The sequence below is a fragment of the Streptomyces sp. NPDC051136 genome, assembly GCF_044455745.1.
Lineage (GTDB): Bacteria > Actinomycetota > Actinomycetes > Streptomycetales > Streptomycetaceae > Streptomyces.
On record NZ_JBITFE010000005.1, the window covers coordinates 22,765 to 46,646 of the forward strand.

At 74.8% G+C, this 23,882-nt stretch carries 15 protein-coding genes; 11 read left to right on the forward strand and 4 right to left on the reverse strand.

Features of this window, described 5'->3' with window-relative positions; genetic code table 11:
• The first annotated feature begins 14 nt into the window (after positions 1-14).
• From ACIBCJ_RS15420 to ACIBCJ_RS15430, 3 genes are all read left to right on the forward strand, one after another.
• Positions 15-6,464 (forward strand): type I polyketide synthase, encoded by a 6,450-nt coding sequence (locus tag ACIBCJ_RS15420; RefSeq protein WP_365981523.1) that lies wholly within the window; start codon positions 15-17, stop codon positions 6,462-6,464.
• Positions 6,461-8,509, forward strand: a complete 2,049-nt coding sequence (locus ACIBCJ_RS15425) for an alpha-hydroxy-acid oxidizing protein (protein ID WP_365981522.1) — start codon at positions 6,461-6,463, stop codon at positions 8,507-8,509. Before ACIBCJ_RS15420 ends, ACIBCJ_RS15425 begins: the two co-directional genes overlap by 4 nt.
• A gap of 77 nt (positions 8,510-8,586) precedes the next feature.
• Complete coding sequence (locus tag ACIBCJ_RS15430; RefSeq protein WP_365981521.1) at positions 8,587-11,442, forward strand: amino acid adenylation domain-containing protein; 2,856 nt, start codon at positions 8,587-8,589, stop codon at positions 11,440-11,442.
• Positions 11,443-11,858: 416 nt separating this feature from the next.
• On the opposite strand, the gene ACIBCJ_RS15435 is transcribed toward ACIBCJ_RS15430, so the two are convergent.
• The 4 genes from ACIBCJ_RS15435 to ACIBCJ_RS15450 are packed head-to-tail and all read right to left on the reverse strand — an operon-like array spanning position 11,859 to position 15,183.
• A complete protein-coding gene (locus tag ACIBCJ_RS15435) occupies positions 11,859-13,172 on the reverse strand; it encodes a cation:proton antiporter (RefSeq protein ID WP_362103172.1) in 1,314 nt (437 codons plus the stop codon).
• Between the two features lie 9 nt (positions 13,173-13,181).
• Positions 13,182-13,898, reverse strand: coding sequence for an alpha/beta fold hydrolase (locus ACIBCJ_RS15440; RefSeq protein ID WP_365981520.1), 717 nt, complete (start codon positions 13,896-13,898; stop codon positions 13,182-13,184).
• Positions 13,899-13,928: 30 nt separating this feature from the next.
• Positions 13,929-14,882 carry a chlorinating enzyme gene (locus ACIBCJ_RS15445; RefSeq protein ID WP_365981519.1) on the reverse strand — a complete coding sequence of 318 codons (954 nt, stop codon included), beginning with the start codon at positions 14,880-14,882 and terminating at the stop codon, positions 13,929-13,931.
• A gap of 28 nt (positions 14,883-14,910) precedes the next feature.
• Positions 14,911-15,183 carry an acyl carrier protein gene (locus ACIBCJ_RS15450; RefSeq protein ID WP_362103169.1) on the reverse strand — a complete coding sequence of 91 codons (273 nt, stop codon included), beginning with the start codon at positions 15,181-15,183 and terminating at the stop codon, positions 14,911-14,913.
• Positions 15,184-15,569: 386 nt separating this feature from the next.
• Between ACIBCJ_RS15450 and ACIBCJ_RS15455 the strand changes: the two genes are divergently transcribed.
• From ACIBCJ_RS15455 to ACIBCJ_RS15490, 8 genes are all read left to right on the forward strand, one after another.
• Entirely contained in the window at positions 15,570-15,788 is a 219-nt protein-coding gene (locus ACIBCJ_RS15455) for an MbtH family protein (protein WP_362103168.1), read from the forward strand.
• A 43-nt stretch (positions 15,789-15,831) separates the two neighbouring features.
• On the forward strand, positions 15,832-16,779 hold the full coding sequence (locus ACIBCJ_RS15460; protein WP_362513590.1) for a thiamine pyrophosphate-dependent dehydrogenase E1 component subunit alpha: 948 nt from the start codon (positions 15,832-15,834) through the stop codon (positions 16,777-16,779).
• Positions 16,776-17,006 (forward strand): acyl carrier protein, encoded by a 231-nt coding sequence (locus ACIBCJ_RS15465; protein WP_362103166.1) that lies wholly within the window; start codon positions 16,776-16,778, stop codon positions 17,004-17,006. Before ACIBCJ_RS15460 ends, ACIBCJ_RS15465 begins: the two co-directional genes overlap by 4 nt.
• Positions 17,003-19,189 carry a 2-oxo acid dehydrogenase subunit E2 gene (locus tag ACIBCJ_RS15470; RefSeq protein ID WP_365981518.1) on the forward strand — a complete coding sequence of 729 codons (2,187 nt, stop codon included), beginning with the start codon at positions 17,003-17,005 and terminating at the stop codon, positions 19,187-19,189. Before ACIBCJ_RS15465 ends, ACIBCJ_RS15470 begins: the two co-directional genes overlap by 4 nt.
• A gap of 22 nt (positions 19,190-19,211) precedes the next feature.
• Positions 19,212-20,210 (forward strand): 3-oxoacyl-[acyl-carrier-protein] synthase III C-terminal domain-containing protein, encoded by a 999-nt coding sequence (locus ACIBCJ_RS15475; RefSeq protein WP_362103184.1) that lies wholly within the window; start codon positions 19,212-19,214, stop codon positions 20,208-20,210.
• Positions 20,211-20,356: 146 nt separating this feature from the next.
• Positions 20,357-21,121, forward strand: a complete 765-nt coding sequence (locus ACIBCJ_RS15480) for an alpha/beta fold hydrolase (RefSeq protein WP_362103164.1) — start codon at positions 20,357-20,359, stop codon at positions 21,119-21,121.
• 337 nt (positions 21,122-21,458) lie between these two features.
• Positions 21,459-22,634, forward strand: a complete 1,176-nt coding sequence (locus tag ACIBCJ_RS15485) for a cytochrome P450 (protein WP_365981517.1) — start codon at positions 21,459-21,461, stop codon at positions 22,632-22,634.
• Positions 22,631-23,857: an ABC transporter ATP-binding protein gene (locus tag ACIBCJ_RS15490; protein WP_365981516.1), complete on the forward strand. Its 1,227-nt coding sequence runs from the start codon at positions 22,631-22,633 to the stop codon at positions 23,855-23,857. The genes ACIBCJ_RS15485 and ACIBCJ_RS15490 overlap by 4 nt, the downstream gene beginning before the upstream one ends.
• The last annotated feature ends 25 nt before the right edge of the window (positions 23,858-23,882 follow it).

Consider the following 23,882-nt stretch of genomic DNA (forward strand, 5'->3'; position numbering starts at 1 on the left):
TACGGAGAGACACGATGACGGCCACATCCCACGAGCAAGTCGTCGACGCGCTGCGGGCGGCGTTGAAGGAGAACGAGCGCCTCAGGGCGGCCGCCCGCGACACCGGGCAGACGTCGGGCCCGATCGCCATCGTCGGCATGGCCTGCCGCTACCCCGGCGGCGTCACCGGCCCCGAGGACCTGTGGCGGCTGGTCGCCGACGAGGTCGACGCCGTCGGGCCCTTCCCCGACGACCGCGGCTGGGACCTGGCCTCCCTCTACGACCCGGACCCCGACGCCCCCGGCACCTCGTACGTGAAGGAGGGAGGATTCCTCGCCGACGCCGCCCGGTTCGACGCGGAGTTCTTCGGCATCAGCCCGCGTGAGGCCCACGCCATGGACCCGCAGCACCGGCTGCTGCTGGAGACCGCCTGGGAGGCCCTGGAGGAGGCCGGACTCGACCCGTCGGCCCTGCGCGGCAGCCGCACCGGGGTCTTCGTCGGCACCATGTACGGCGACTACGGCTCGCGCCTCGATCCCGCCCCGGCCGAGTACGAGGGCTACCTCGGACTCGGCAGCGCCGGCAGCGTCGCCTCCGGACGCGTCGCCTACACCCTCGGCCTGCGCGGCCCCGCGATGACCGTGGACACCGCCTGCTCCTCCTCCCTGGTGGCCCTGCACCTGGCCAGTGCCGCACTGCGCCGGGGCGAGTGCTCGCTCGCCCTGGCCGGCGGGGCCACCGTCATGTCCACCCCCATGCCGTTCGTGGAGTTCAGCCGGCAGCGCGGACTCGCCGCCGACGGCCGCTGCAAGTCGTTCGCCGCGTCCGCCGACGGCACCGGCTGGGCCGAGGGGGCCGGCCTGCTGCTCCTGGAACGGCTCAAGGACGCCCGCCGCCTCGGCCACCGGGTGCTCGCCGTCGTCCGGGGCAGCGCCGTCAACCACAGCGTCGAGAGCAACGGCCTGACGGCCCCCAGCGGCCGGGCCCAGGAACGCGTCATCGCCGACGCCCTGGCCACGTCCGGCGTGCCCGCCGGCGAGGTCGACGCCGTCGAGGCGCACGGCACCGGCACCTCCCTCGGCGACCCCGTCGAGGCACAGGCCCTCCAGGCCGTCTACGGCGCCGGCCGCCCCGCCGGCCACCCGCTCCTGCTCGGCTCGCTGAAGTCCAACATCGGCCACACCCAGGCCGCCGCCGGTGTCGGGGGCGTCATCAAGATGGTGCAGGCGATGCGGCACGGCGTACTGCCCCGGACCCTGCACGCCGACGAACCCACGCCGCACGTCGACTGGTCCGACGGGGCGCTGAGACTGCTGACCGAGGCCACCCCGTGGCCGGAACACGACCACCCCCGCCGGGCCGCCGTGTCGTCCTTCGGCATCAGCGGCACCAACGCCCACGTCATCCTGGAACAGGACGTCGAACCGGCCCCTGCCGCCGCCGACGAGGACGGTGCCGCCCCGCTGCCCGTGGTCCCCGTCCCGCTGTCGGCGGCAGGCGAGGCCGCGCTGCGCGACCAGGCCGCCCGGCTCCTCGACCGGGTGAGCGGGCGCCCGGTGCGCCCGGTCGACCTCGGCCACTCACTGGCCACCACGCGCGCCCACCTCGCGCACCGCGCCGTGCTGCTGCCCCGCGACGAGGCGGAGCTGCGCGACACCCTGCGGGCGCTGGCCGGCGGCACCGACCACCCGGCCGCCGTCCGGGGCACCGCCGCCGACGGCCGCACGGCGTTCCTCTTCGCCGGGCAGGGCTCCCAACGGATCGGGGCCGGGCGCGAGTTGTACGCGGAGTTCCCCGCCTACGCCGAGGCCTTCGACGCCGCGTGCGCCGAACTGGACGCCAGGCTGGAGCGCCCCCTGCGCGACGTGCTGTTCGCGCAGGAGGGCTCCGCCGAGGCCGCGCTGCTGCACCGCACCGAGTACACCCAGCCCGCCCTGTTCGCCTGCGAGGTCGCGCTCTTCCGGCTGTTCGAATCCTGGGGCGTCCGGCCGGACGCGGTCCTCGGGCACTCGGTGGGAGCCATCGCCGCCGTCCACGCCGCCGGCGTGCTCTCGCTGGCCGACGCCGCCGAACTGGCGGTCGCCCGGGGCCGGGTCATGCAGCGGCTGCCGGCCGGCGGCGCCATGGTCGCGCTGCGGGCGAGCGAGGAACAGGCGGCCGCACTCCTCGCCGGCCACACCGAACGCGTCTCCCTCGCCGCCGTCAACGGCCCGGCCGCCACCGTGCTCTCCGGCGACCGGCACGAACTGGTGCGCCTCGTCGAGCGGTTCGAGGCCTCCGGCGGCAAGGCCACCTGGCTGCCCGTCAGCCACGCCTTCCACTCGCCCCTGATGGCGCCCGCCCTCGACGGACTGCGGCGCGTCGTCGAAAGCCTGACCTTCCGCCCGGCGCACCTGACCGTCGTCTCCGACCTGACGGGCGAACCGGTGCCCTCCGGCCACCTGGCCGACCCCGAGTACTGGGTCCGCCACGCCCGCGAGACGGTCCGGTTCCAGGACGGCGTGCGCAGCCTGGGCGAACTGGGCTGCACCCGGTTCCTCGACCTCGGGCCCGCCGGAGACCTCGTCGCGACCGCCTCCGCCTGCCTCGCCGACCCGGCCGCCCACGCCCTGGTCCCGGCCCTGCGCCGGGGACGGCCCGAACCGGCGGCCGCGCTGACCGCCCTGGCCCGGCTGCACGCGTGCGGTACCCCCACCGACTGGGCGGCGGTCTTCGCCGGCCGCGGAGCCCGTCGCGTCCCGCTGCCGACGTACGCCTTCCAGCGCCGCACCTACTGGATCGAGCGGACGGACACCCCGGGCGACGTCGGCGCGGCCGGGCTCGCCCGATGCGACCACCCGATGCTCACCGCCACCGCCGAGCTGCCCCCGCCGGCCGGCACCGTGTACACCGGGCGGCTCTCCCTCGCCGCCCACCCGTGGCTGGCCGACCACCGGATCGCCGGACAGGTGCTGCTGCCCGGCACCGCACTGCTCGACCTGGTGGCGAGCGCCGCCCGGGACGAGGACCGCGGACCGGTCGGCGAACTGGTCCTGGAGGCACCCCTGCCCGTGCCCCGCGACGCGGAGATCCAGCTCCGCGTGCTGCTGGCCGCACCCGCCGACGACGGCACGACGACCGTGACCGTCCACGCCCGCCGCGCCGACGGGCCCGAACCCGGGGAATGGATCCGGCACGCCCACGGGACGCTCGCCGGACCGGCCCCCGCCCGGCCCGGCGACGACGCCCCCCTCGTCGACTGGCCGCCCGAGGGTGCCGAAGCCGTCGCGGTGCCGCCCGGCGAGCTGTACGAGGACCTGGCCGCGCGAGGACTGGAGTACGGACCCGTCTTCCGGGGCGTACGCGCGATGTGGCGGCGCGGCGACGAGGTCTTCGCCGAGGTGGCGCCGACCGCCGAGCGGTGGCCCGAGGGACGGTACGCCCTGCATCCCGCCCTGCTCGACGCCTGCCTGCACCCCCTCGCCGCGGCTGGGATCGCCGAGGACGGCCGGCGCCTGGTGCCCTACCTCTGGTCCGGTGTGCGCGTCCACCGGGCGGCGACCGGACCGCTCCGGGTGCGGCTGACACCCGCCGGGGCGGACGCGGTCGCCGTCGACGTGGCCGACGCCGACGGCAGGCCGGTGGCCTCGGTCGACTCGCTGAGCCTGCGCCCGCTCCCCTCGGGCCCCGCAGCACCGGCCGCCGGCCTCCTGCTGCCGCGCTGGACCTCCCTGACCGAGCCGCTCCCCTCGGCGGACACCGGCCGCTGGACGCGGGTCGGCCCCGGCGAAGCCCTCGCCGACGCGGCCGCCCTCGCGGACGCCCTGGCCGCGGGAGCCCCCGCCCCCGAGGTCGTCCTGCTCGGCTGCGCCGACGCCGACGGCGACCCGGCCGCCGTACGCGGCGTCCTGCACGCGGTGGTGGACGCCGCCCGGCTCCTGATCCACGACGAGCGGCTCGCCGGCACCCGTCTGGTCGTCCGCACCCGCGAGGCGGTCACCGTGACCGGCACGGGGGCACCCGGCCGGCTCGCCCACCGCACCGTGTGGGGCCTGGTGCGTGCGGCGCAGGCCGAACACCCCGGCCGCTTCGTCCTCGTCGACGACGACGGCAGCGACGCCTCCCGCGCCGCCCTGCCCGCCGCCGTGGCCACCGGCGAGCCGCAACTCGCCCTGCGCGACGGCACCGCCCACCGGCCGTTGCTCTCCGAAGCCCCGGAACGCGGCGGACTGCTCCCGCCGGCCGGAACCCGCACCTGGCGGCTCGACTACGTCGGCAAGAAGTCCTTCGCCGACCTGTCCCTGGAACCCTGGCCGGAGGCGGACCGGCCGCCGGGACCCGGCCAGGTCCGGGTGCGGCTGAGGGCCGCCGGCCTCAACTTCCGGGACGTCCTGCTCTCCCTCGGGGTGATCCCGCCCTCGGTGGACCCCGACGCCGGCGACCGGGGCCAGGGAGGTGAGGGCGCCGGTGTGGTCCTCGACGTCGGCGAGGGAGTCAGCGACCTGCGCCCCGGCGACCGGGTCCTCGGTCTCTTCTCCGGCATCGGACCGATCACCGTGACCGACCGGCGGCTGGTCTGCCCCGTCCCCCGGGGATGGACGTACCAGCAGGCCGCGGCCGTCCCGGTGACCTACCTGACCGCCTACTACGGCCTCGTGGACCTGGCCGGGCTGAGCGCGGGGGAGTCGGTCCTGGTGCACGCCGGCGCGGGCGGGGTCGGCACGGCCGCCCTGCAACTCGCCCAGCACCTCGGAGCCGTGGCCTACGCCACCGCCTCGCCCGGCAAGTGGGACGCGCTGCGCGCCGCCGGTCTGCCGGGCACCCGGATCGCCTCCTCCCGCGACCTCGACTTCGAGCAGCGCTTCCTCGACGCCACCGGCGGGGCGGGCGTCGACGTCGTCCTCAACTCCCTGGCCGGGCCCTACACCGACGCCTCGCTGCGCCTGCTGCCCCGCGGCGGCCGCTTCCTGGAGATGGGCAAGACCGACCGGCGGGACCCGGCCGAGGTCGCACGGCAGCATCCCGGCGTCCGCTACCGCGCCTACGACGTGCGCGAACCGGGACCCGACCGCATCCAGGAGATGCTCCGCGCGCTGCTCGCCCTCTTCGAGTCCGGCGCGCTCCGGCCGCCGCCGGTGTCCGCCTGGGACCTGCGCGACGCGCCGCAGGCGTTCCGTCACCTGGCCGAGGCCCGGCACATCGGCAAGGTGGTCCTCGAACTGCCCGGCCCCGTCTGGGACACCGAGCGGGCCGTCCTCGTCACCGGCGGACTCGGCTGGCTCGGCCGGCTCACCGCCCGCCACCTGGTCGCCGGGCACGGCATACGCCACGTCGTGCTGATGGGACGCGGCGCGCCCGGCGAGGAAGCGGCCCGCGACCTGGAAGAACTGCGCGGCCTCGGTGCCGAGGTCCGCGTCCTCGCCTGCGACGCCGCGGACCGCGACGCGCTGGCCGCCGCCCTCGACGGCCTCGACGCCGAAGGCATCCGGATCGGCGGCGTCGTCCACGCCGCCGGCGTCGTCGACGACGCGCTGCTGTCGGCCCTCACCTTCGAACAACTCGACCGCGCCCTGCGGCCGAAGGTCGACGCGGCGGTCAACCTGCACGAACTGACCGCCGGGCGCGACCTGTCGGCGTTCGTCGTCTACTCCTCGCTGGCCGGCACCCTCGGTTCCGCCGGACAGGCCGCGTACGCCGCCGGCAACGCCTTCCTGGACGGCCTGTCCGAGCGCCGCCGGGCGGACGGCCTGCCCGGCGCGTCCCTGGTGTGGGGGCTGTGGGACACGGCCGGCGGCATGGGCGCCGCCCTCACCGGCGCCGACGTCGCCCGCATGGCCAGGCTCGGAGTGCGGCCGCTGGCGGCCGCCCGCGGCCTGGGCCTGCTGGACGCCGCGCTGGAGCAGCGCACGCCCGTCGCCGTGGCCGCCCGGTGGGACCGGGAGCGGCTCGCCGAGCAGCGCCGCGACGGGACCCTGCCGGCCCTGCTCGACGACGTCGCGCCCCCCGCGGCGCCTCCCGCGGCGGCCCCGGCCGCCGGCGCCCGGCCGGACACGGCGTCCCCCGCGGCGCCCGCCGCGCCGGATCCCGGTACGCCGGACGGCACGGCGGGCGGCGACCTCATGGGTCTGGTCCTGCGCGAGGTCGCGACCGTGCTCGGCCACACCTCGGAGGCGGAGGTCGGCCCGGACAGCGTCTTCGACCAGATCGGTTTCGACTCGCTGACCGCCGTCGAACTGCGCAACCGCCTCGCGTCCGCCACCGGAGTGCGCCTGCCTGCCACGTTCACCTTCGACTGGCCCACACCTCGCGAGCTGGTCGGCCACCTGCGCACCGAACTGCCCGGGGAGACGGCCGACGACCCCCTGTCCGACGCGCTGGCCGGCGTCGAGGCACTGGTCGCCGGCCACGCCCTCGCGGCCGCCGAACGCGCCCGGCTGGGAGAGCGCCTGCGCCACCTGCTGGACCAGCTGCCCACCACCATCGAGGACGGGACACCGAGGACATGACCGAACGCACCACCGCGACCCTGGGCCCCGCGCGCACCGACGCTCCCGCGGTCCCGGCCGCCCGCCGCGGGTCCGTCACCGGGTCCTCCCGGTGGCTGCGGGCCTTCCCCGCCGACGAGGACCCGGTCGCCCGCCTGGTGTGCTTCCCGCACGCGGGCGGCACCGCCACCGCCTTCGCCGACCTCGCCGCGGCGCTGCCCGACGACATCGCCCTGCTCGCCGTGCAGTACCCGGGCCGCCAGGACCGCCGGGGCGAGGACTGCGCCGCCGACGTCACCGAGGTCGCCGAGGCCACGGCCGCCGCGCTCGGTCCGTACACCGGCCGCCCCCTGTTCCTCCTCGGCCACAGCATGGGCGCCCTGGCCGCCTTCGAGACGGCCCGGCTGCTGGCCCGGCAGTCCGTCGTGGCCCGCCTCTTCGTCTCCGCCGCCCGGCCGCCCGCCGACGACTGGCAGGAGCCGGACCTCGACAGCCTCGACGACGAGGCGGTCGTCGCGGGGCTGCGGCGACTGGGCGGCGTGCCCGAAGCCCTGCTCGCCGAACCCGACCTGCGAGCCGAGGTGCTGCGCCTGCTGCGCGCCGACCACCGCATGCTGCGCCGCTACCGGTGCGATCCGGACACCGCGCTCGGCGTCCCCCTCACCGTCCTGCTCGCCGAGGACGATCCCAAGAACACCGCCGACCAGATGCGCGGCTGGGCCCGGCACACCTCCGCCGCACACACTCTCGCCGTGCATCCCGGCGGCCACTTCGCACTGACCGAACGGGCGGGGCAGAGCGCACGGCTGCTCGCCGGCCGGATCCGCGAGGACCTGGCCGTCCGCACCGCCGGCCCGCCGGCCGACCTGGTGCGGGAGATCTACCTCGCCGGACCGGACGGCCGGTCGTCCCGCCTCTCCACCGACCTCACCACCCTCCAGGAGTCGGCGCGCCAGGTGCTGGCGCCGTCCGCGTACGGCTACGTCGTGGGCGACGCCGGGAGCGGCGCGACCGGACGCGGCAACCGCGAGGCGTTCGACCGGTGGCGGATCGTGCCCCGGATGCTGCGCGGCATCACCCGGCGCGACCTGGGGGTGCGGCTGTTCGGACAGGACCTGGCCGCACCGGTGCTGCTGGCGCCCGTCGCCGCCCAGACCGTCGTCCACCCCAGCGGTGAACTCGCGTCCGTCGGCGGCGCCACCGACGTGGGCCTGCCCTTCGTGCTGTCGTCCTTCTCCTCCCACTCCATGGAGGAGGCCGCCGCGGCGGCCGGCTCACAGCCGCGGTGGTTCCAGCTGTACTGGCCCTCGGACCTGACGCTCGCCGAGTCCCTGGTGCGGCGCGCCGAGGCCGCCGGCTACGGCGCACTGGTCCTCACCGTCGACAACCCCGCCTTCGGCTACCGCCCCACCGACCTCGACCACGGCTACCTGCCCTTCCTGCACGGTGCCGGACTGGCCAACTTCACCTCCGATCCGGTCTTCAACGCGGCGCTGCCCCCGGGGGCCGGGCCGCGCGAGGCCGTGGCCCACTGGGCGGCCGTCTCCGCCAACCCCGCGCTCACCTGGGACCGGCTGCCGTGGCTGCGGCGGCTGACCGACCTGCCCCTCCTCGTCAAGGGCGTCCTGCACCCCGACGACGCCCGCGCGGCCCTGGAGCACGGCGCCGACGGCGTGATCGTCTCCAACCACGGCGGCCGGCAGCTCGACGGCACGGTCGCCGCCCTGGACTGCCTGCCCGCCGTACGCGCGGCCGTGGGGGACGGCGCGCCGGTGCTCGTGGACTCCGGTGTGCGCACCGGCGCCGACGTGGTCAAGGCGCTGGCGCTCGGCGCGGACGCGGTGCTCCTCGGCCGGCCCTACCTGTACGGCCTGGCCCTGGACGGCCGCGACGGTGTGCGGCACGTGCTGCGCTGCCTGCTCGCCGAACTCGATCTCGCGCTGACGCTCGGCGGCTGCGGCAGCGTCCGCGACCTGACGCCCGAACTGCTCGCCCCGGCGGGTCCCCTGGCCGTGCCCGGTCAGGCGGCCGTGCCGGGTCAGGCGGCCGCGCCCCGACAGGACTGACCGGTCCGCCGGAAGCGGCGGGCGGTGGGCCGCGGCCGGACGACGACACCAGCAGGACGCCGAAGGAGAAGGTACGCATGATCCCGTTGTCGTTCGCGCAGCAGTGCCTGCGGTCCGCCCGCAGCCCGCAGGGTGCGGAGGGCGCCCGGCACACCACTCTCGTGTGGCGTCTCAGCGGACACCTCGACGCCGCCGCCCTGGCCGCAGCGGTCGCCGACGCGGCGGCCGGCGACGACATCCTGCGCTCACTGCTGTGCGAGGACGCCTCCGGGACTCCCGCCCGGCGGGTGCCGCCCCCGGCAAAGGCCGGTCCGCGCCCGCGGGTGGAAGCCGTGGCCCCGCGTGATCTCGCGCACGCGGTACGGGAGTTGCGTGAGCGCCCGTTCGACTTGACGGCCGAACCGCCGCTGCGCTCCCGCATTCTGCGCACGGCCGCCGACGAGCACGTCCTCGTCCTGGTCCTGCATCCCCTCGCGGTGCAGGACCGGCCCGCCGCGGCGCTGGTGCGCGATCTGGCGGACGCCCTCGCCGCCCGCTGCGCCGGCCAGGAGCCGCCCGCCGCCCGCCCGGGCCGCGACACGGCGCGACCCCACGGCGCCGGCACCGGACCGGCCCCGGCCGGGACGGACGCCGTCGTCGAGGCCGAGGCCGCCCACTGGCGGGCGGCGCTCGCCCAGGCGCCGGACACGCTGCCGCTGCCGTACGACCACCCGCGCCCCGCGGTGGCGAGCGGCCGCACCGGCAGCGTGCCGCTGGTCCTGGACCAGCGCGTCGCGGAAGCCGTGCACAAGGTCGCGGCGGACCGCGGTGCGAGCCCCGCGATGGTGATCCAGGCGGCCCTGTGCGCCCTGCTGCACCAGCTCGGCGCCGGCACCGACCTGCCCGTCGGGGTCCACATCGCCTCGGGGGCGGCGCCCGATCTGCCCGGCACCACCTGGGTGCTGCGCGCCGACGTGTCCGGCCACCCCTCCTTCGCCGACCTGGTCGACCGGGTGCTGGAACGGACCAAGGCCGCACGGGAGCACACCCGGGTGCCGTTCGCCCGGCTGGTCGCCGAACTGACCCCGCAGGCCCCCGCGGACCGGCACCCGCTCTTCCCGGTGACGGTGACCACCGGCGAGGCCGTCGGCTGGCCGTCCGGGCGGGTGCCGGCCGGCCTGTCGATCACCGAGGACCGCGGCCTCGCCGGCAACCCCGTGCCCGACCTGGTGCTCCGCTTCCCGCACGGCTTCGGGGCCGGTGACGGGGCGCCGGCGGGCCGGCTCGAGTACGCCGCCGACCTCTTCGACCCGGCCGGCGCCGAGGCGTTGGCGGACCGCTTCACCCGGGTGCTCGGGCAGCTCGCCCACCGCCCCGGGAGCGCGGTGAGCACGGCGACGGTCCTCGATCCCGCCGAACACCGACTGCTGCTGGAGGAACTGGTGGGCCGCCGGGCACCCACCCCGGACGGCTCGCTGCCCGACCTGGTGTCCCGGCAGGCCGCGGCCACCCCGGACACGGTCGCCGTGGTGTGCGGCGCGCAGTCGCTGACGTACCGGCAGCTCGACGAGCGCGCCGGCACGCTGGCGGCACGGATGCTCCGGGCCGGCGCCGGCCCGGAGTCCCTCGTCGCCCTGGCCCTGCCCCGCTCCGCGGACCTGGTCGTGGCCCTGCTCGGCATCCTGAAGTCCGGCGCCGCGTACCTGCCGGTCGACCCCCGCTACCCGGCCGAGCGGCTGTCCTTCCTGCTCCGCGACGCGGCACCGGACCTCGTGCTGACCGACCGAGAGACCGCCGGGGACCTCCCGGACCCCACCGCCCCGGTGTGTCTCATGGAAGACCTCGCGCTCCGGGATCCCGTGGCGACGGGCCGCCGGGTCTCCGCTGGGCCCGGCCACCTGGCGTACGTGATGTACACCTCGGGTTCGACGGGGGTCCCCAAGGGCGTGGCCGTCACCCACGCCAACATCGTCAACGGCGTCACCCGCCTGGCGGCCGTGGCCGGTGTCCGGCCCGGCACCCGGGTACTGGCCGGAACCTCCATCAACTTCGACGTCTCCGTGTTCGAGGTGTTCACCGCGCTCACCACGGGCGCCACCGTGGAGGTCGTGCGCGACGTCCTGGTGCTCGGCGAGCGGAGCGGCTGGCGGGGCGGTGTGCTGCACACCGTGCCGTCGGTGTTCGCCGGACTCACCGACCGCATCGCCGGGAGAGTCCACGCCGACGTCCTGATGTTCGCCGGTGAGCGGCTGCCCGCGGACCTGGTGGAGCGGCTGCGCGCCGCGGTCCCCGGGGCGCGCGTGGTCAACGCCTACGGCCAGACCGAGAGTTTCTACGCCACCGCGTTCACCGTCCCGGACGGCTGGCGGGGCGCCGGCGTGCCCATCGGCCGGCCGCTGGACAACATGCGGACCTATGTCCTCGGCCCCGGCCTGGTTCCGGTACCCCCCGGCGTGACCGGCGAGCTGTACGTCGCCGGGTCGGTCGCCCGCGGTTATCACGGCAGGCCCGGGGCGACGGCCGAGCGCTTCGTGGCCGACCCGTTCGGACCTCCCGGATCGCGGATGTACCGCACCGGGGACCTGGCCCGCTGGAACGCGGACGGCTTCCTGGAGCACGTCGGGCGCGGCGACGGCCAGATGAAGGTGCGCGGCTTCCGGATCGAACCCGCCGAGATCGAGGCCGCTCTCGCACGGCACCCGGGTGTCGCCCAGGCCGCGGTGGCGCTGCGCCCGGATCCGGGATCCGGCGGCAGCCGCCTGGTGGCCTATCTGGTCCTCGCCGGCCCGGACGGCGCCCCCGAGGCACCGTCCGCGCGCACGCTGCGCCGGTACGTGGCCGAGCGGCTGCCCGCCTACATGATCCCGGCGGCGTTCGTCACCCTGCCCCGCCTCCCGCTCGCCCCCAACGGCAAACTCGACCGGTCGGCGCTCCCGGACCCGGCCGCCCGCTGACCTTCCGCCCGAGCGGCCCGCACCCCGGGGGTGCGGGCCGCACGGGCCGTGCCCGTCCTCATGCCGTGCCCGTCCCCGTGCCGTGCCCGCGCGTGCGTCTGCCGCCAAGTAGTCGTCCCGTACCCGTGCCGCGCGCCCGTGCCTGCGTCCGTCGCGGGGTCGTCCCGTGCCGCGCGAGCGCGGGTGCACGTCGCACCGGGACCACCGCGGCGGGGGGGGGGGGGGGGGGGGGGGGGGGGGCGGGGGCGCCCGGGGGGGGGGGGCCCCCCCCGGGGGGGGGCGCGGGCGGGGCGGGCAGACCGCGCACCGGGCCGCGCGCCCCCCCGCGCCCCGCCCCCGCCCCCCCCCCCCCGCCCGCCCCCCGCCCCCCCCCCCCCCCCCCCCCCCCCGCGGCCGGTGTCCTCGCGCAGGGCGGTTCAGGCCGTGCTGAACTCCTTCTCCCGCTCGGTCTCCGCCGCCGTCTTCGGCATGTGGCGGGTGGCGCGGCGCAGCAGGGGCGGCGCCATGACCGAGGTCACGACGGCGATCAGGATGATCACCGTGTACGTGGCGTTGGTGAGCACCCCGAGTTGCAGACCGACGCCGGCCAGGACGATCTCCATCACGCCCCGGGCGTTGAGCCCCGCCCCGATGGCCATCCCCTCGGCGTGGCCGAGCCGGCCGGCGCGGGCCCCGAGGTAACCGCCCGCGAACTTCGCCAGCGTGGCCACGGTGAGCGCGACCACCGCGGCGGCCAGCACCTCCGGGCGGGCCAGCGCGGTCAGATCGACCTGGAGCCCGGCGGTGGCGAAGAACAGCGGGGCGAGCACGGCCATGACGAACGGACGCAGCGTGCCGAGGGCCGCGCGGCCGGCCGGCCCCAGGGAGCCGATGACGATGCCGCACAGGAACGTGCCGAGGATCGGCTCCATGCCGAGGGCGTGGGTCGCCGCGGCCGAGGCCATGATCATGGCGACCACCGCGGCCGTCGTCCCTTCGGGCCTGTCCGGCCGGGCGGCGTACCGCAGCACCCGCGCGGCGACCGGTCTGGCCACCCACAGGGTGAACGCCAGCACGGCGACCAGGTAGCCGATGCTCTTGGCCACCAGGCCGAAGTGCACACCCGCCGTCGCCATGGCCGACACCAGCGACAGCAGCAGCCAGCCCACGATGTCGCTGACGGCCGCCGCGCCGATGATCAGCTGCCCCACGTTGCGGTGCAGCAGGTTCATGTCCAGGAGGGTCTTGGCGATCACCGGCAGTGCGCTGACCGCCAGGGCGATGCCGATGAACAGGGCGAAGGTGACGCGCTCGGCGCCCGGCGCCATCAGCGAACCGGGCGTCAGGAGCCCGAGGCAGAAGCCGAGCGCGAGCGGCAGCAGCACACCGCCCGCGCTGGCCAGGCCCACGGCCCGCCCCTGGCGTCGCAGCAGGCCCAGGTCGATGTGCGCGCCCGTGACGGCGATCAGCAACAGGACGCCCAGCTGGGCGACCGCGCCCAGCAGATGCCGTTGGTCCGCGTCCGGCGGAAGCAGCCAGTCGGACAGACCGGGCAGCAGATCGCCGAACATCGACGGGCCGAGCAGCACGCCCACGCTCAGCTCGCCGACCACGGCCGGCAGCCCCAGCCGGGTCGCCAGCCTGCCCAGCACCACCGCGGCGGTCAGGAACACGCAGACCTGGGTGAGGAGCAGCAGCAGGTGGTGGTGGCCGATCGCGGGGACGGCCCCGGCGGCTAACGCTGTCGTCATCTCTCGTCCTCATACCTGGGGGAAGGCCTCGGCCGTCCGGCCGGAGAGCGCGTCGAGCACCGCCTTGGCCACGCCCGACGGGTTGACGGCGGAGAGCAGGTGCCCGCCCGGAAGCCGCAGCACCGAGCAGCCCGCCTCGGTGTGCCGCGACCACGCGGCGAGGTCCGAGGACGCGGTGTCGTCGAGCCCGGCGACGACCTGGATGTCACCGGGTGAGCGGGTGTTCCGGTGGGCCGCGACGAACGAGCCGGCCAGGCGCAGGTCGTCCCGGATCAGCGGGAACGCTCCGGCCGCCAGCACCGGGTCCGCGACCAGTTCCGCGGGGATCTCACCGCCCATGGCCGTCAGCACGGCCACCGCCGACTCGATGGACGTCACCTCCGCCGGGTCCAGCGGCTCACGGGCCGACGGAGGTGAGTTGGACACGGCGAACAGCAGCGGCGGCCGCGGTTGCCGGAGCGTCGCCGCCACCGCCAGGGCGACGTACGCGCCGAGGCTCTCGCCGTACACGGCGTCGACCGGACCGCCGAGCTGCCCGGCCGCGTCGCGCACCGCGTCGTCCGCCGTGACCAGGCACGGCTCCTCGAACCTGCGGCCGTGTCCGGGCAGTTCCACGGGCCGGAACTCGATCCGGTCGCCCAGGGCACGCCTGAGCGGCCGGAAGTAGCCGGTGCCGCAGCACGAGGGCGGGACGAAGGCCACCACCGGCCGGTGCTCCTGTGTCATGGACGTCCGATCATCCGACGCGTACGGGGTTCACGCCTCGTGGATCGGGGTGCCCCGCAGCGTCTTGTCGGTGATCTTGTTGTGGCCGTACTCGTCACGGCCGCTGACCAGGAAGGCCGACCACTTCTCCAGCGAGATGCTGCCGCCGTACTCCTCGATGTGGTCGGTACCGGGGTAGATCTGCACCTTGGTCGGCACATAGCGGGTGGCGAAGCCCATCCGGTACTTCTTGCCCGTGCTGATGTTGGGCAGCGAGGCGTGCATCAGCGTCGACAGGAAGATCACGCACTGGCCGCGCTCCATGACCAGCGAGACCGCGTCCTCCTCGTTGGGCTTCCAGTCCGGGTCGTGCTGGAGCTGGCGGTAGTCGTAGCCGAAGAAGCCGCGCGGCACACCGTCCTTGACCTCCGAGTTGATGCGGCTCTCGTCGAAGTCCATCCGCTTGGTCTCGTCGTAGTTCATCTGGCGGTGCGTGCCCGGGATGATCTGGAGGCAGCCGTTCTCCTTGGTGGAGTCGGTGAACGCCGTCCACACCGTCAGCGTGCCGGCGCCGAAGTTGTCCTCCGTCTCGCCCGGCCACAGCAGCTGCGGTTTGCCGCTGGCGTTGGCGAAGGTGTCGGCCTGGTGCCAGTCGGTGCCCTCGTCGCCCGGGTACTTCGGGAAGAACTCCGAACGCCAGCACAGCAGGTCGGGGCCCAGCAGGGACGCCACGCGCTCGACGATCCGGCGGTTGCACGCGTGCCGGGCGAGCAGGTCGACGTCGAGGTGCCGGTCGTAGTTGAAGATGTTGGGTGCACCGACGCCCTTGTCCACCTCCGGATAGGCGGCGTGGGTGCGGTCCAGCGACTCGCGCCGGACCTCCTTCCACATCTCGTCCATCTCCTCGGGGGTGTAGATGGTCAGCGGGCCGATGTAGCCGTTCTTGTGGAACGACGCCACTTCCTCGTCCGACAGGGAGAATTCGCTCCGTGCGGTGGTGGTCATGTCCTGCCCCCTCAGTTGCGGTTCGCGGTCAGCCCTGCTCGGCCGGCCGCGCCTGCGCGACGGCCGTGCTGAGCTGCTCGGAGTAGGTGATCCTGTTGTCCAGGGCGATGCCGAAGGTGTCGCCGAGGTACCTGTTCAAATGCGCGAAGGTCAGCGAATGACCTCCGATGTCGAGGAAGTTGTCGGACCCGACGATTTCCGGATCGTCCAGCTCGGCGCGCAGCCACTCGACGACGGAGCGCTCGATGTCCGGCCGGCTGTATTCGCCGGCCGTCTCGTCGCTCGCCGCGGAAACCTGCATGGGAGTTCCTCCTGTCGTTCTCGCAGGTGCGTTCAAAGGTCTTGCGGGCGTGCCGAAAATGCGTCGCCCGGAGTCCGGGACGGGTGTGGTGGTGCCGGTCGGCCCCGCGACTCGCCCTGCCGGGGGCAAGGAATTCGGCCGCGAAGTCCGGTGTCCGTGAATGACGCGGCCCGGACGCTTCCGGAGCGGAATCGTCGCCGTCGTCGGAGAACGTGGCGTCGTCACGCTAGACCGGCGGACGCAGGTGCTTCAAGGCCCGCACCGACGCCGGGTGTCCCGTCGCCAGGACACCGCCGGGCCGAGGATGGTCACCGCGTTCGAAGGCCGTATAGCCTTCGAGAACCCGCCTGACTTACCGACGACTTCCTTCTGGGAAGGGGAAACAAATGGCGAATCCCTTCGAGGATGAAAACGGCGTGTATCTGGTGCTCGTGAATGACGAGGGGCAGTATTCCCTCTGGCCGTCCTTCACCGACGTACCCGCCGGCTGGACCGTCGCCAAGGGTGAGGACAGCCGTCAGGCCTGCCTCGATTTCATCAACGAGAACTGGACCGACATGCGTCCGAAGAGCCTGGCCGAGGCCATGGCGGCCGACCTGGCCTGAACAGCCTCGCATCCCGCCACATTGTCGAGAAAGCGGAGAAGACATGCGTGTTCAGGCGGCCGAGATGGCGCCGGAAATCACCGAGCTGGCCGATGACGACCTCGAACTCCTGCTGTTGATACGGAATTTCGAGCTGGCTCTGCTGGATCTGTTCGCCGCGGGCCAGCTCAACGGTACGACCCACACCTGCCTGGGGCAGGAGTACGTGCCGGTCGCCCTGGCTCCGTTGCTCCGTGACGACTTCGTCTTCAGCAACCACCGCGGTCACGGCCACTACCTCGCCCGGTTCCGGGACCCCGCCGGGCTGCTGGCGGAGATCATGGGCCGGTCCGGCGCGGTGTGCGCCGGCGTCGGCGGCAGCCAGCACATCTACCGGGACGGCTTCCTGTCGACCGGAGTGCAGGGGCAGAGCCTGCCCGTGGCCGTGGGCGTCGCCCTGCACTACCGGCGGACCGGCGAGGAGCGCATCGCCGTCGCGCACATCGGGGACGGCACCTGGGGCGAGGGCTCCGTCTACGAGGCGCTGAACATGGCGCGCCTGTGGCAGGCGCCCCTGCTGGTCGTCGTGGAGGACAACGGCATCGCCCAGTCGACCCCGACCGAGCGGCAGCTGGCCGGCACCGTCTCCGACCGTGCCCGGGCGTTCGACGTCGAGTACCACTCGATCCACGGCACGGACGTCAACGCCATTCGCGCCGAACTCGCTCCGGTCGTGGCGGACGTGCGACGGGGAGTCCCGGCCGTCGTGCACTTCCACTGCCTGCGGCTCGGCCCGCACAGCAAGGGCGACGACACCCGTTCCGAGGCCGAACTGGCCGACGTGCGGGCCCGGGAGTGGAGCGCGCGGTACGCGAGGCACTACGGCGACCGGTTCGCCGCGGCGGACGCCCGGGCCAAGGCCCTGATGGCCGATCTGGTGGCGGAGGTGTCCGCCCGGCCGCCGTCGCGGTGGCCCGGCCTGGTCGACGCGTACCCGGGGGCCGCCGCGTGAGCACGCTGAACAGGACCGTCGCCGAGGTGCTGGGCATCGGCGAGGACGAGATCACCGACGACACCGGGCCGGCCGTCAACGCGGAGTGGACCAGCCTCCGGCACGTGCAGATCGTCGCCGCCGTCAACCGGCAGTTCGGGGTGAGACTCACCCCCCGGCAGGCCCGTTCCTGCCGCACCGTGGGCGACCTGCGCCAGGTCCTGGCGGAGAGAGGACATCTGGTATGACCACCGTCGCGGCCGACGCCGTCGGCACCGTCGCGCCCCGTGTGGCGCAGCACCTCAATCGCGCGCTGCACGCCCTGTTCCGCCGCGAGGAGCGGCTCCACCTGCTCGGCGAGGACGTGTCCGACCCGTACGGCGGCGCATTCAAGATCACCAAGGGTCTCTCCACCGGGTTCCCGGACCGCGTGCTGTCCACCCCGCTGAGCGAGGGCGGCATTCTCGGCGTGGCCGGAGGGCTCGCCCTGGCCGGTGACAAGGCCATCGTCGAGATCATGTTCGGCGACTTCATCGCCCTCGGCTTCGACCAGGTGCTGAACTTCGCCTCCAAGTCGGTGTCGATGTACGGCCGCGAGGTCCCCGTGCCGCTGGTCGTCCGCTGCCCGGTGGGCGGCAACCGCGGCTACGGGCCGACCCACAGCCAGAGCCCGCAGAAGCACTTCGTCGGCATCCCCAACCTCTCCCTCTACGAGCTCTCGCCCTACCACGATGCCGGCGCCGTGCTCGACTCCGCCTTCGAACAGGGCGCGCCCGCCGTCTTCTTCGAGGACAAGGTGCTCTACACCCGGCGGATGTACCAGGACGGCCGGGCCGGTGACGACTACCGCTACGAGATGCTGGGCACGGCCGGCACCGGCTGGGCGCACACCTTCCCCGAGGGAGAGCGCGGCACCGCCGACCTCGTCGTGATCGCCCCCGGCGGCATGGCCCACCGCGCCCTGGACGCCGCCCGCGCGCTGCGGGACGGCTACGGCAGGTCGGTGCATTTGCTGACCCCCAGCCGGCTGTACCCGCTGGACCTGGACCCGGTGCTGCCGCTGCTCGCCGGGGCGGGACGGATCGCGGTCGTCGAGGAGGGAACGGCCGGCGGGACCTGGGGCGCCGAGGTGGCACGCCTGCTGTACGAGCGGATCTGGTCGTCGCTGACCGGACCGGTGATCCTGCTGAACTCCGCCGACTCGATCATTCCGACCGCCGCCCACCTGGAGAGTCGGGTGCTGCTGGGCCGCGACCACATCGAGGCCGCCGTGCGGGCCGCGGCCGGCTGGGACGTCGCACCGGCGGCCGCAGCCGGGGACGGGGCCCCGAGCGGGGTCCGGCCCACCGACGAGGCGGCGGACGGCGTCGCGCTGAGCGTGCCCAAGCTCAACAACAACGACACCTCCTACCTCGTCGTGGAATGGCTGGCCGAGGACGGCGCATGGGTCGACGAGGACGACCCCGTCGTGTCCCTGGAGACCTCCAAGGCCATCGAGGACGTCACGGCGCCCGTCTCCGGCTACCTCCGGCAACGCGTGTCCGAAGGGGAGGAACGGGGCGTCGGCGCGCTCCTGGGCCTCCTCCTGCCGCAGCCTCCCGGCCAGGCGGCACCGGCCCCCCGGGCCGAGGCGCCGCAGGTGGCGCCCGCCGCCGAAGCGCCGGACGCGGCCCCCGCCGCCGAGGCGCCGGAGGTGACGCCCGCCGCAGGGCCGCCGGGACCGGGCGCCGTCCACACGCTCGACCGTGCCCAGCAGGGCACCGCCGCCGTGGTCGCCAAGAGCCATCGCGAGGTACCGGCCGGGTTCACCGTGGTCCGGGCCGAGGTGGACGCGGCCCTGGACACGCTCGGCCGGATCGAGGAGGAGACCGGAGAGGCGTTCGGACTCGCCGAGGCGGTGATCAAGGCGGTGGCCGCGGCGTACGACGAGTTTCCCCTCTTCTTCGGTTCGCTGGTGGACGAGCGCACCGTCGTCGTCGCCGACGCCCCGCACGTCGGGGTCACCGTGGACGCGGGCGGAGGGCTGTACGTACCGGTCGTCCGCGACGCGGCCCGGCAGTCCCTCGCCGACATCGCCGACACCCTGATGGACTTCCGGATGAAGGCGCTGACCCAGGGGTTCTCCGCCGCCGAACTGGACGGCGGTGCCATCTCCGTCTCGCTCAACCCGGACCCCGGCGTCGTCCTGGTGCACCCGATCGTGCTGTGGCCCCAGCTGTGCATGGTCTCGGTGGGCGCCGTCGGCGAGGAGTACCGAGCGGGGCAGGACGGCACACCGACTCCCGTCCGTACCGTGCACCTCGGGCTCGCCTACGACCACCGGGTGGTCAACGGCCGGGAGGCCGTCCTGTTCCTCACCCGCCTCAAGGAACGCCTGGAGCAGCCGGACCAGCTGCGGACCCTGCTCGACGACGGGAGCGACCGACCATGACGAGGGAGCTGCGGTGTTCGGGATGATGTCGTTCGGCTCGGCGACCGGGGAACGAGTCCCGGTGGCCGACGTCGTGTCGGAGTACACCCCTGACGTGGAACGGGTCCTGGCGTACGGCTACCGCGCCGTCCACCGCGCCGGCGACGACGTCGGTCTCACCGACCTGTCGGAGGACGCGGCCCGCCGCGCCCTGGAGGAGTCGGGCACCGACCCGGCCGACCTCGACCTGCTGGTGCTCGCGATCACCGACGTCCCCGAGTACCTGTACTGGGACCCGGCGGCCGAGCTCCAGGCCCGGCTGGGCGCCCACCGCGCCGAGGCGGTCCTGATCAGCCAGGGCTGCCACGGCGGTATCACCGGCTTCGACACGCTCGCGGGCCGGTTCGCGACCCATCCGGACTACCGGCGGGCCCTGTTCGTCGGCGCGAACCGCACCTGCGAGACCTACTGGAACCGCATGGCGACGCATTCGCTGCTCTTCTCCGACGGCGCGGCGGCCACGGTCGCGGACCGCGGCCACGACCGGTTCCGCTGGCTGGCGAGCGAGGTGATCACCGACGGACGCTACGCCGACTTCTTCCTGATGGAACAGGGCGGTGCGGCCCTGCCGTTCACCCCCGGAGACGAGAGCCCGGCGGCGCGGGACGCCTGGGACATGATGGAGTTCTTCGACTACGACTCCGACCGTTTCGAGGCGTTCATCGACCTGATGAACGACCGGGTGCGGGAGGTGGTCGCCCGGGCCTGCAAGCGGGCCGGCGTCGACCCCGGAGATCTGGCCCGGGTCGTCCTGCTCAACGACAACCGGCAGACGCTCACCGCGCTCGCCGAGCGGCTCGACGTGCCACTGGACCGCACCAATCTCGACTTCTCCATGGAGCACGGCCACTTCGGCGCGGCGGACCACCTCCTCACGCTGCCTCACCACGTCGCGTCGGGCGACCTGCGGGACGGGGACCTGGTGGCGTTGGCCGGCATGGGCCGCGGCATGCACTGGGGATGCACCGTCGTGCGGTGCTGACCGGCCGGGGCGCGGCGTTGCCCGTTCCCGGCGACCCGGGAGCGCACCCGAGACGAGCGCACACGAGACGAGCGCACACGAGACGAGCGCACACGAGACGAGCGGACGACGAGACCGTACGGCGCGGTCGGGACGAGAGGACCCACATGAGCGAGACAGCGACGGGCACCACCATGCCGGCGGCCGGAACCGGATGGCTGCGGCTGTTCCACCGCGCACACACCGACGCGCCGCGGCTGGTCTGCTTCCCGCACGCGGGCGGCGCGGCCTCCTTCTACTTCCCGCTGTCGGCCGCCCTGGCGCCGGGCGCCGAGGTGCTCGCCGTGCAGTATCCCGGGCGCCAGGACCGCCGTGGCGAGCCGTGCGTGGACAGTGTCCCGGCCCTCGCCGACGCCGTCGTGAGGGAGCTGCGTCAGTGGCAGGACCGCCCCCTCGCCCTCTTCGGCCACAGCATGGGCGCCTCCGTGGCCTTCGAGGTGGCGCGGCGGCTGGAAGCGGAGGGCGCTGTTCCGGCGGCCCTGTTCGTGTCGGGCCGGCGATCTCCGCGCATGGTCCGCGACGAAGGCGTCCACCGGGCGGACGACGAGGCGCTGATCGCGCACCTCGCCCGGCTCAGCGGCACGGACGACCGGATCCTCGGTGACCCGGAGCTGCTGGAGCTGATCCTGCCGGCGATGCGGGCCGACTACCGGGCCGCCGAGACCTACCGGTGGACGCCGGGACCGCCGCTGCGGTGCCCCCTGTCCGTCCTCACCGGCGACGACGACCCCCAGTTCTCGCCGGCCGAGGCGCGCGACTGGGCCACGCACACCACCGGGGGGCACGAGCTGACGGTCCTGCCGGGCGGGCACTTCTACCTCGCCTCCCACTGGAGCCGGGTGGCGGAGCTGGTCCGCGCCCGACTGGGCTGACACCGCCACCGACGACCTCCCGACGACCCGGGTCCTGCTTCCACGAGGACCCGGGTCGTCGCACGTATGCCGCACGGCGCCAGTCGACGGACGAAGCGGCCCCACAATGGCGTCATTCTGACTCGCCCGTTGCCCGACCCTCGATGACCTGCTGCTTCCCAGGTAGTAGCTGTTGAATGCGGAAGGAAATGCGCGCCCTTTCGGCCGTGAACCGCACACTGTGCGCCATCGTGACCCGCGCCCGCTTGGTCATGGCGCCATGTGATGTCATGATGGCGCTATGGCTCCTCCGTGTTTGCCGCGCTCTCCGATCGCCCGGCTCGCCGACGGATGGGGAGTGCCCGAACAGCACTTCTGGCTCCGTGGTGACCGGCCCGCCCGGCCGGTCGGTTTCGACGAGTGCCAGGGTGTGTGGAACGTCTACGGACACTCCGAGACGGTCCGGGTCCTCTCCGACCCGGGCGTGTTCTCCTCCGACACGAACCGGCACTTCCTGCCGGAGCCCGACGACTACGACGTCGACGGCGTGCTCACCCAGCTCGACCCGCCCGAGCACCGTGCCCTGCGCCGGCTCGTCGGCAAGACCTTCACTCCGGGGGCCGTCGCCGCCCTGGAGCCGCGCGTCGCCTCGCTCACCCGCGAGCTGCTCGACGCCGTGGACGGCCGGCGCGAGATCGAGTTGATAAGGGACTTCGCCCAGCCGCTGCCCATCACCGTCATCGCCTGCCTGCTCGGTGTGCCGCGTGAGGACCACGCCCTGTTCCGGCAGTGGGCCGACGAGCTGTTCCCGGGCACCGAGCCGCCGTCGGTCGGCGGCAACCCGGAGCAGAACCGGCACGTCGACGCCGCGTACGACCTGTCCCGGCGGATGAGCGAATACTTCGCGGCGCACATCGACGAACGTCGCCGGCGCCCCGGAGAGGACCTGCTCAGCCGGCTCGTCCACGCGGAGACGGACGGGGAACGGCTGAGCGGCACGGCCCTGACCGCCTTCGTGGAACTGCTGTTCCTCGCCGGATACGTGACCACCGCCCTGCTCCTCGGCAACACCGCCCTCTGCCTCGACGCACACCCCGCACACACGGCCCGGCTGCGTGCCGACCGCAGCGGCATTCCCGCCACGATCGAGGAGTCCCTGCGTCTGATGACCCCCTTCGCCGTCTTCCACCGCGTCGTCACCGAGCACGTCGAACTGGGCGGGCAGCGGCTGCTGCCGGGTCAGATCGTCGCGCTCTGGCTGGGCGCGGCCAACCGCGACGAGAAGGTCTTCTCCCGGCCGCACGTGTTCGACCCCGCACGCGATCCCAACCCCCACCTCGGCTTCGGCCGCGGCATCCACTTCTGCCTGGGCGCCCCGCTGGCCCGGCTGGAAGGCAGGATCGCGCTGGGCGCCCTCCTGGACCGCTTCCCCCGGCTGCGCACCGACCCCGACAACCCGCCCGTCTTCCTGTCCTCCCCGCAGGTGTCGGGACCGCGGCTCCTGCCGCTGCTCACCGGCGGGAGGGCGGCGTGAGCGGTCACCGGGCCGGTCCCGGGCCGTCCGGCACGGACGCGCCGGCCGTCCTGGTGCGCGGGCTGCGCAAGGCGTACGGGCGTCGCACCGCCCTCGACGGTCTCCACCTGAGCGTCCCGCACGGCACCGCCTTCGCACTGCTGGGCACCGGATCCTCCGGCAAGACCACCGCCCTGCGCGTCCTGGCGGCGCACACCCCAGCGGACGGCGGCCGCATACGGATCGCCGGGTACGACCCCGTGTCCGACCCTCGTTCCGTGCGGGACGCGGCCGGGCTGCTCAGCCGGGCCCCCGCGGTGGACGGCCGCCTCACCGCCGAAGAGAACCTGCTCCTGACCCCCCGGCTGCGGCGGCTGTCGGCGCCGAGCGCCCGGGCCAGGGCCGCCGGCCTCGTCGAACAGCTCGGACTGGCGCGGGCGGCGGCCGTACCCGCGGCCACCCTCTCCGCCGACCTGCGGCGCCGGCTGGCGCTGGCGGTGCTGCTGGCCGGGGAACCCGAGGTCGCGCTGCTGGACGAACCCACCGAGGGCCTCGACGCGGTGGGCCGCCGGCTCGTGCGCGGGGTCGTGCGCGACCTCGCCGCCGACGGCGCCGCCGTCGTGTTCACCACGCGCTGCCCGCACGAGGCGGCCCGCCTCGCCGACCGGATCGGCGTACTGCACCGGGGCCGGATCGTCGCGGAGGGCACCCGGGAGGAACTGCTGCGGCTGGTGCCCGGCGGACACGTCCGGCTCCACTTCGCCACCGCCGCCGACCTCGCCACCGCGGCCGGGCTGTTCCGGCTGCACACCGCCGAGCTCGATCCCGCCGCGCTCAGCCTGCAGATCCCCGGCGACGGCAGCGCCGGCCTGGTGCGCGCCGTCCTCGACGTCCTGGACGACGCCCGCCTCGTCCCCCGTCGGCTGTCCGTGCGCAGCCCCGGCATCGAGGACGCCGTCACCGCGCTCACCACCGCACCGCCCGCGGGCCGTGCCGTTCCCGCCGGACGGGCGGCTGCCGACGGGGAGACCCGCGGCGACCGGTGGCGGCGGCACAGTGCCCTGCCCGTGACGGCCGCGGTGCTGCTGACCCTTGCCCTTTTCGCGCAGGCCGGACCCCGCGTGCTGCTGGGCGCGCTTCCGGTGATCGCGCTGTGCGCCGTGCCGCTCCTCACGACCCAGGCCCGCGCCGGACCGCGGCGACGCCGCACCGCCCCGTCGCCCGACCGGGCCGGGCCGCCCTGACCGGGGCGCAGCCCGAGCCGCCGGT

What these genes read in the sequence shown, in the direction of transcription:
- ACIBCJ_RS15420 (WP_365981523.1), top strand. Translation starts at nt 15, where the DNA reads ATGACGGCCACATCCCACGAGCAAGTCGTCGACGCGCTGCGGGCGGCG.
- ACIBCJ_RS15425 (WP_365981522.1), top strand. Translation starts at nt 6,461, where the DNA reads ATGACCGAACGCACCACCGCGACCCTGGGCCCCGCGCGCACCGACGCT.
- ACIBCJ_RS15430 (WP_365981521.1), top strand. Translation starts at nt 8,587, where the DNA reads ATGATCCCGTTGTCGTTCGCGCAGCAGTGCCTGCGGTCCGCCCGCAGC.
- ACIBCJ_RS15435 (WP_362103172.1), bottom strand. Translation starts at nt 13,172, where the DNA reads ATGACGACAGCGTTAGCCGCCGGGGCCGTCCCCGCGATCGGCCACCAC.
- ACIBCJ_RS15440 (WP_365981520.1), bottom strand. Translation starts at nt 13,898, where the DNA reads ATGACACAGGAGCACCGGCCGGTGGTGGCCTTCGTCCCGCCCTCGTGC.
- ACIBCJ_RS15445 (WP_365981519.1), bottom strand. Translation starts at nt 14,882, where the DNA reads ATGACCACCACCGCACGGAGCGAATTCTCCCTGTCGGACGAGGAAGTG.
- ACIBCJ_RS15450 (WP_362103169.1), bottom strand. Translation starts at nt 15,183, where the DNA reads ATGCAGGTTTCCGCGGCGAGCGACGAGACGGCCGGCGAATACAGCCGG.
- ACIBCJ_RS15455 (WP_362103168.1), top strand. Translation starts at nt 15,570, where the DNA reads ATGGCGAATCCCTTCGAGGATGAAAACGGCGTGTATCTGGTGCTCGTG.
- ACIBCJ_RS15460 (WP_362513590.1), top strand. Translation starts at nt 15,832, where the DNA reads ATGCGTGTTCAGGCGGCCGAGATGGCGCCGGAAATCACCGAGCTGGCC.
- ACIBCJ_RS15470 (WP_365981518.1), top strand. Translation starts at nt 17,003, where the DNA reads ATGACCACCGTCGCGGCCGACGCCGTCGGCACCGTCGCGCCCCGTGTG.
- ACIBCJ_RS15475 (WP_362103184.1), top strand. Translation starts at nt 19,212, where the DNA reads ATGATGTCGTTCGGCTCGGCGACCGGGGAACGAGTCCCGGTGGCCGAC.
- ACIBCJ_RS15480 (WP_362103164.1), top strand. Translation starts at nt 20,357, where the DNA reads ATGAGCGAGACAGCGACGGGCACCACCATGCCGGCGGCCGGAACCGGA.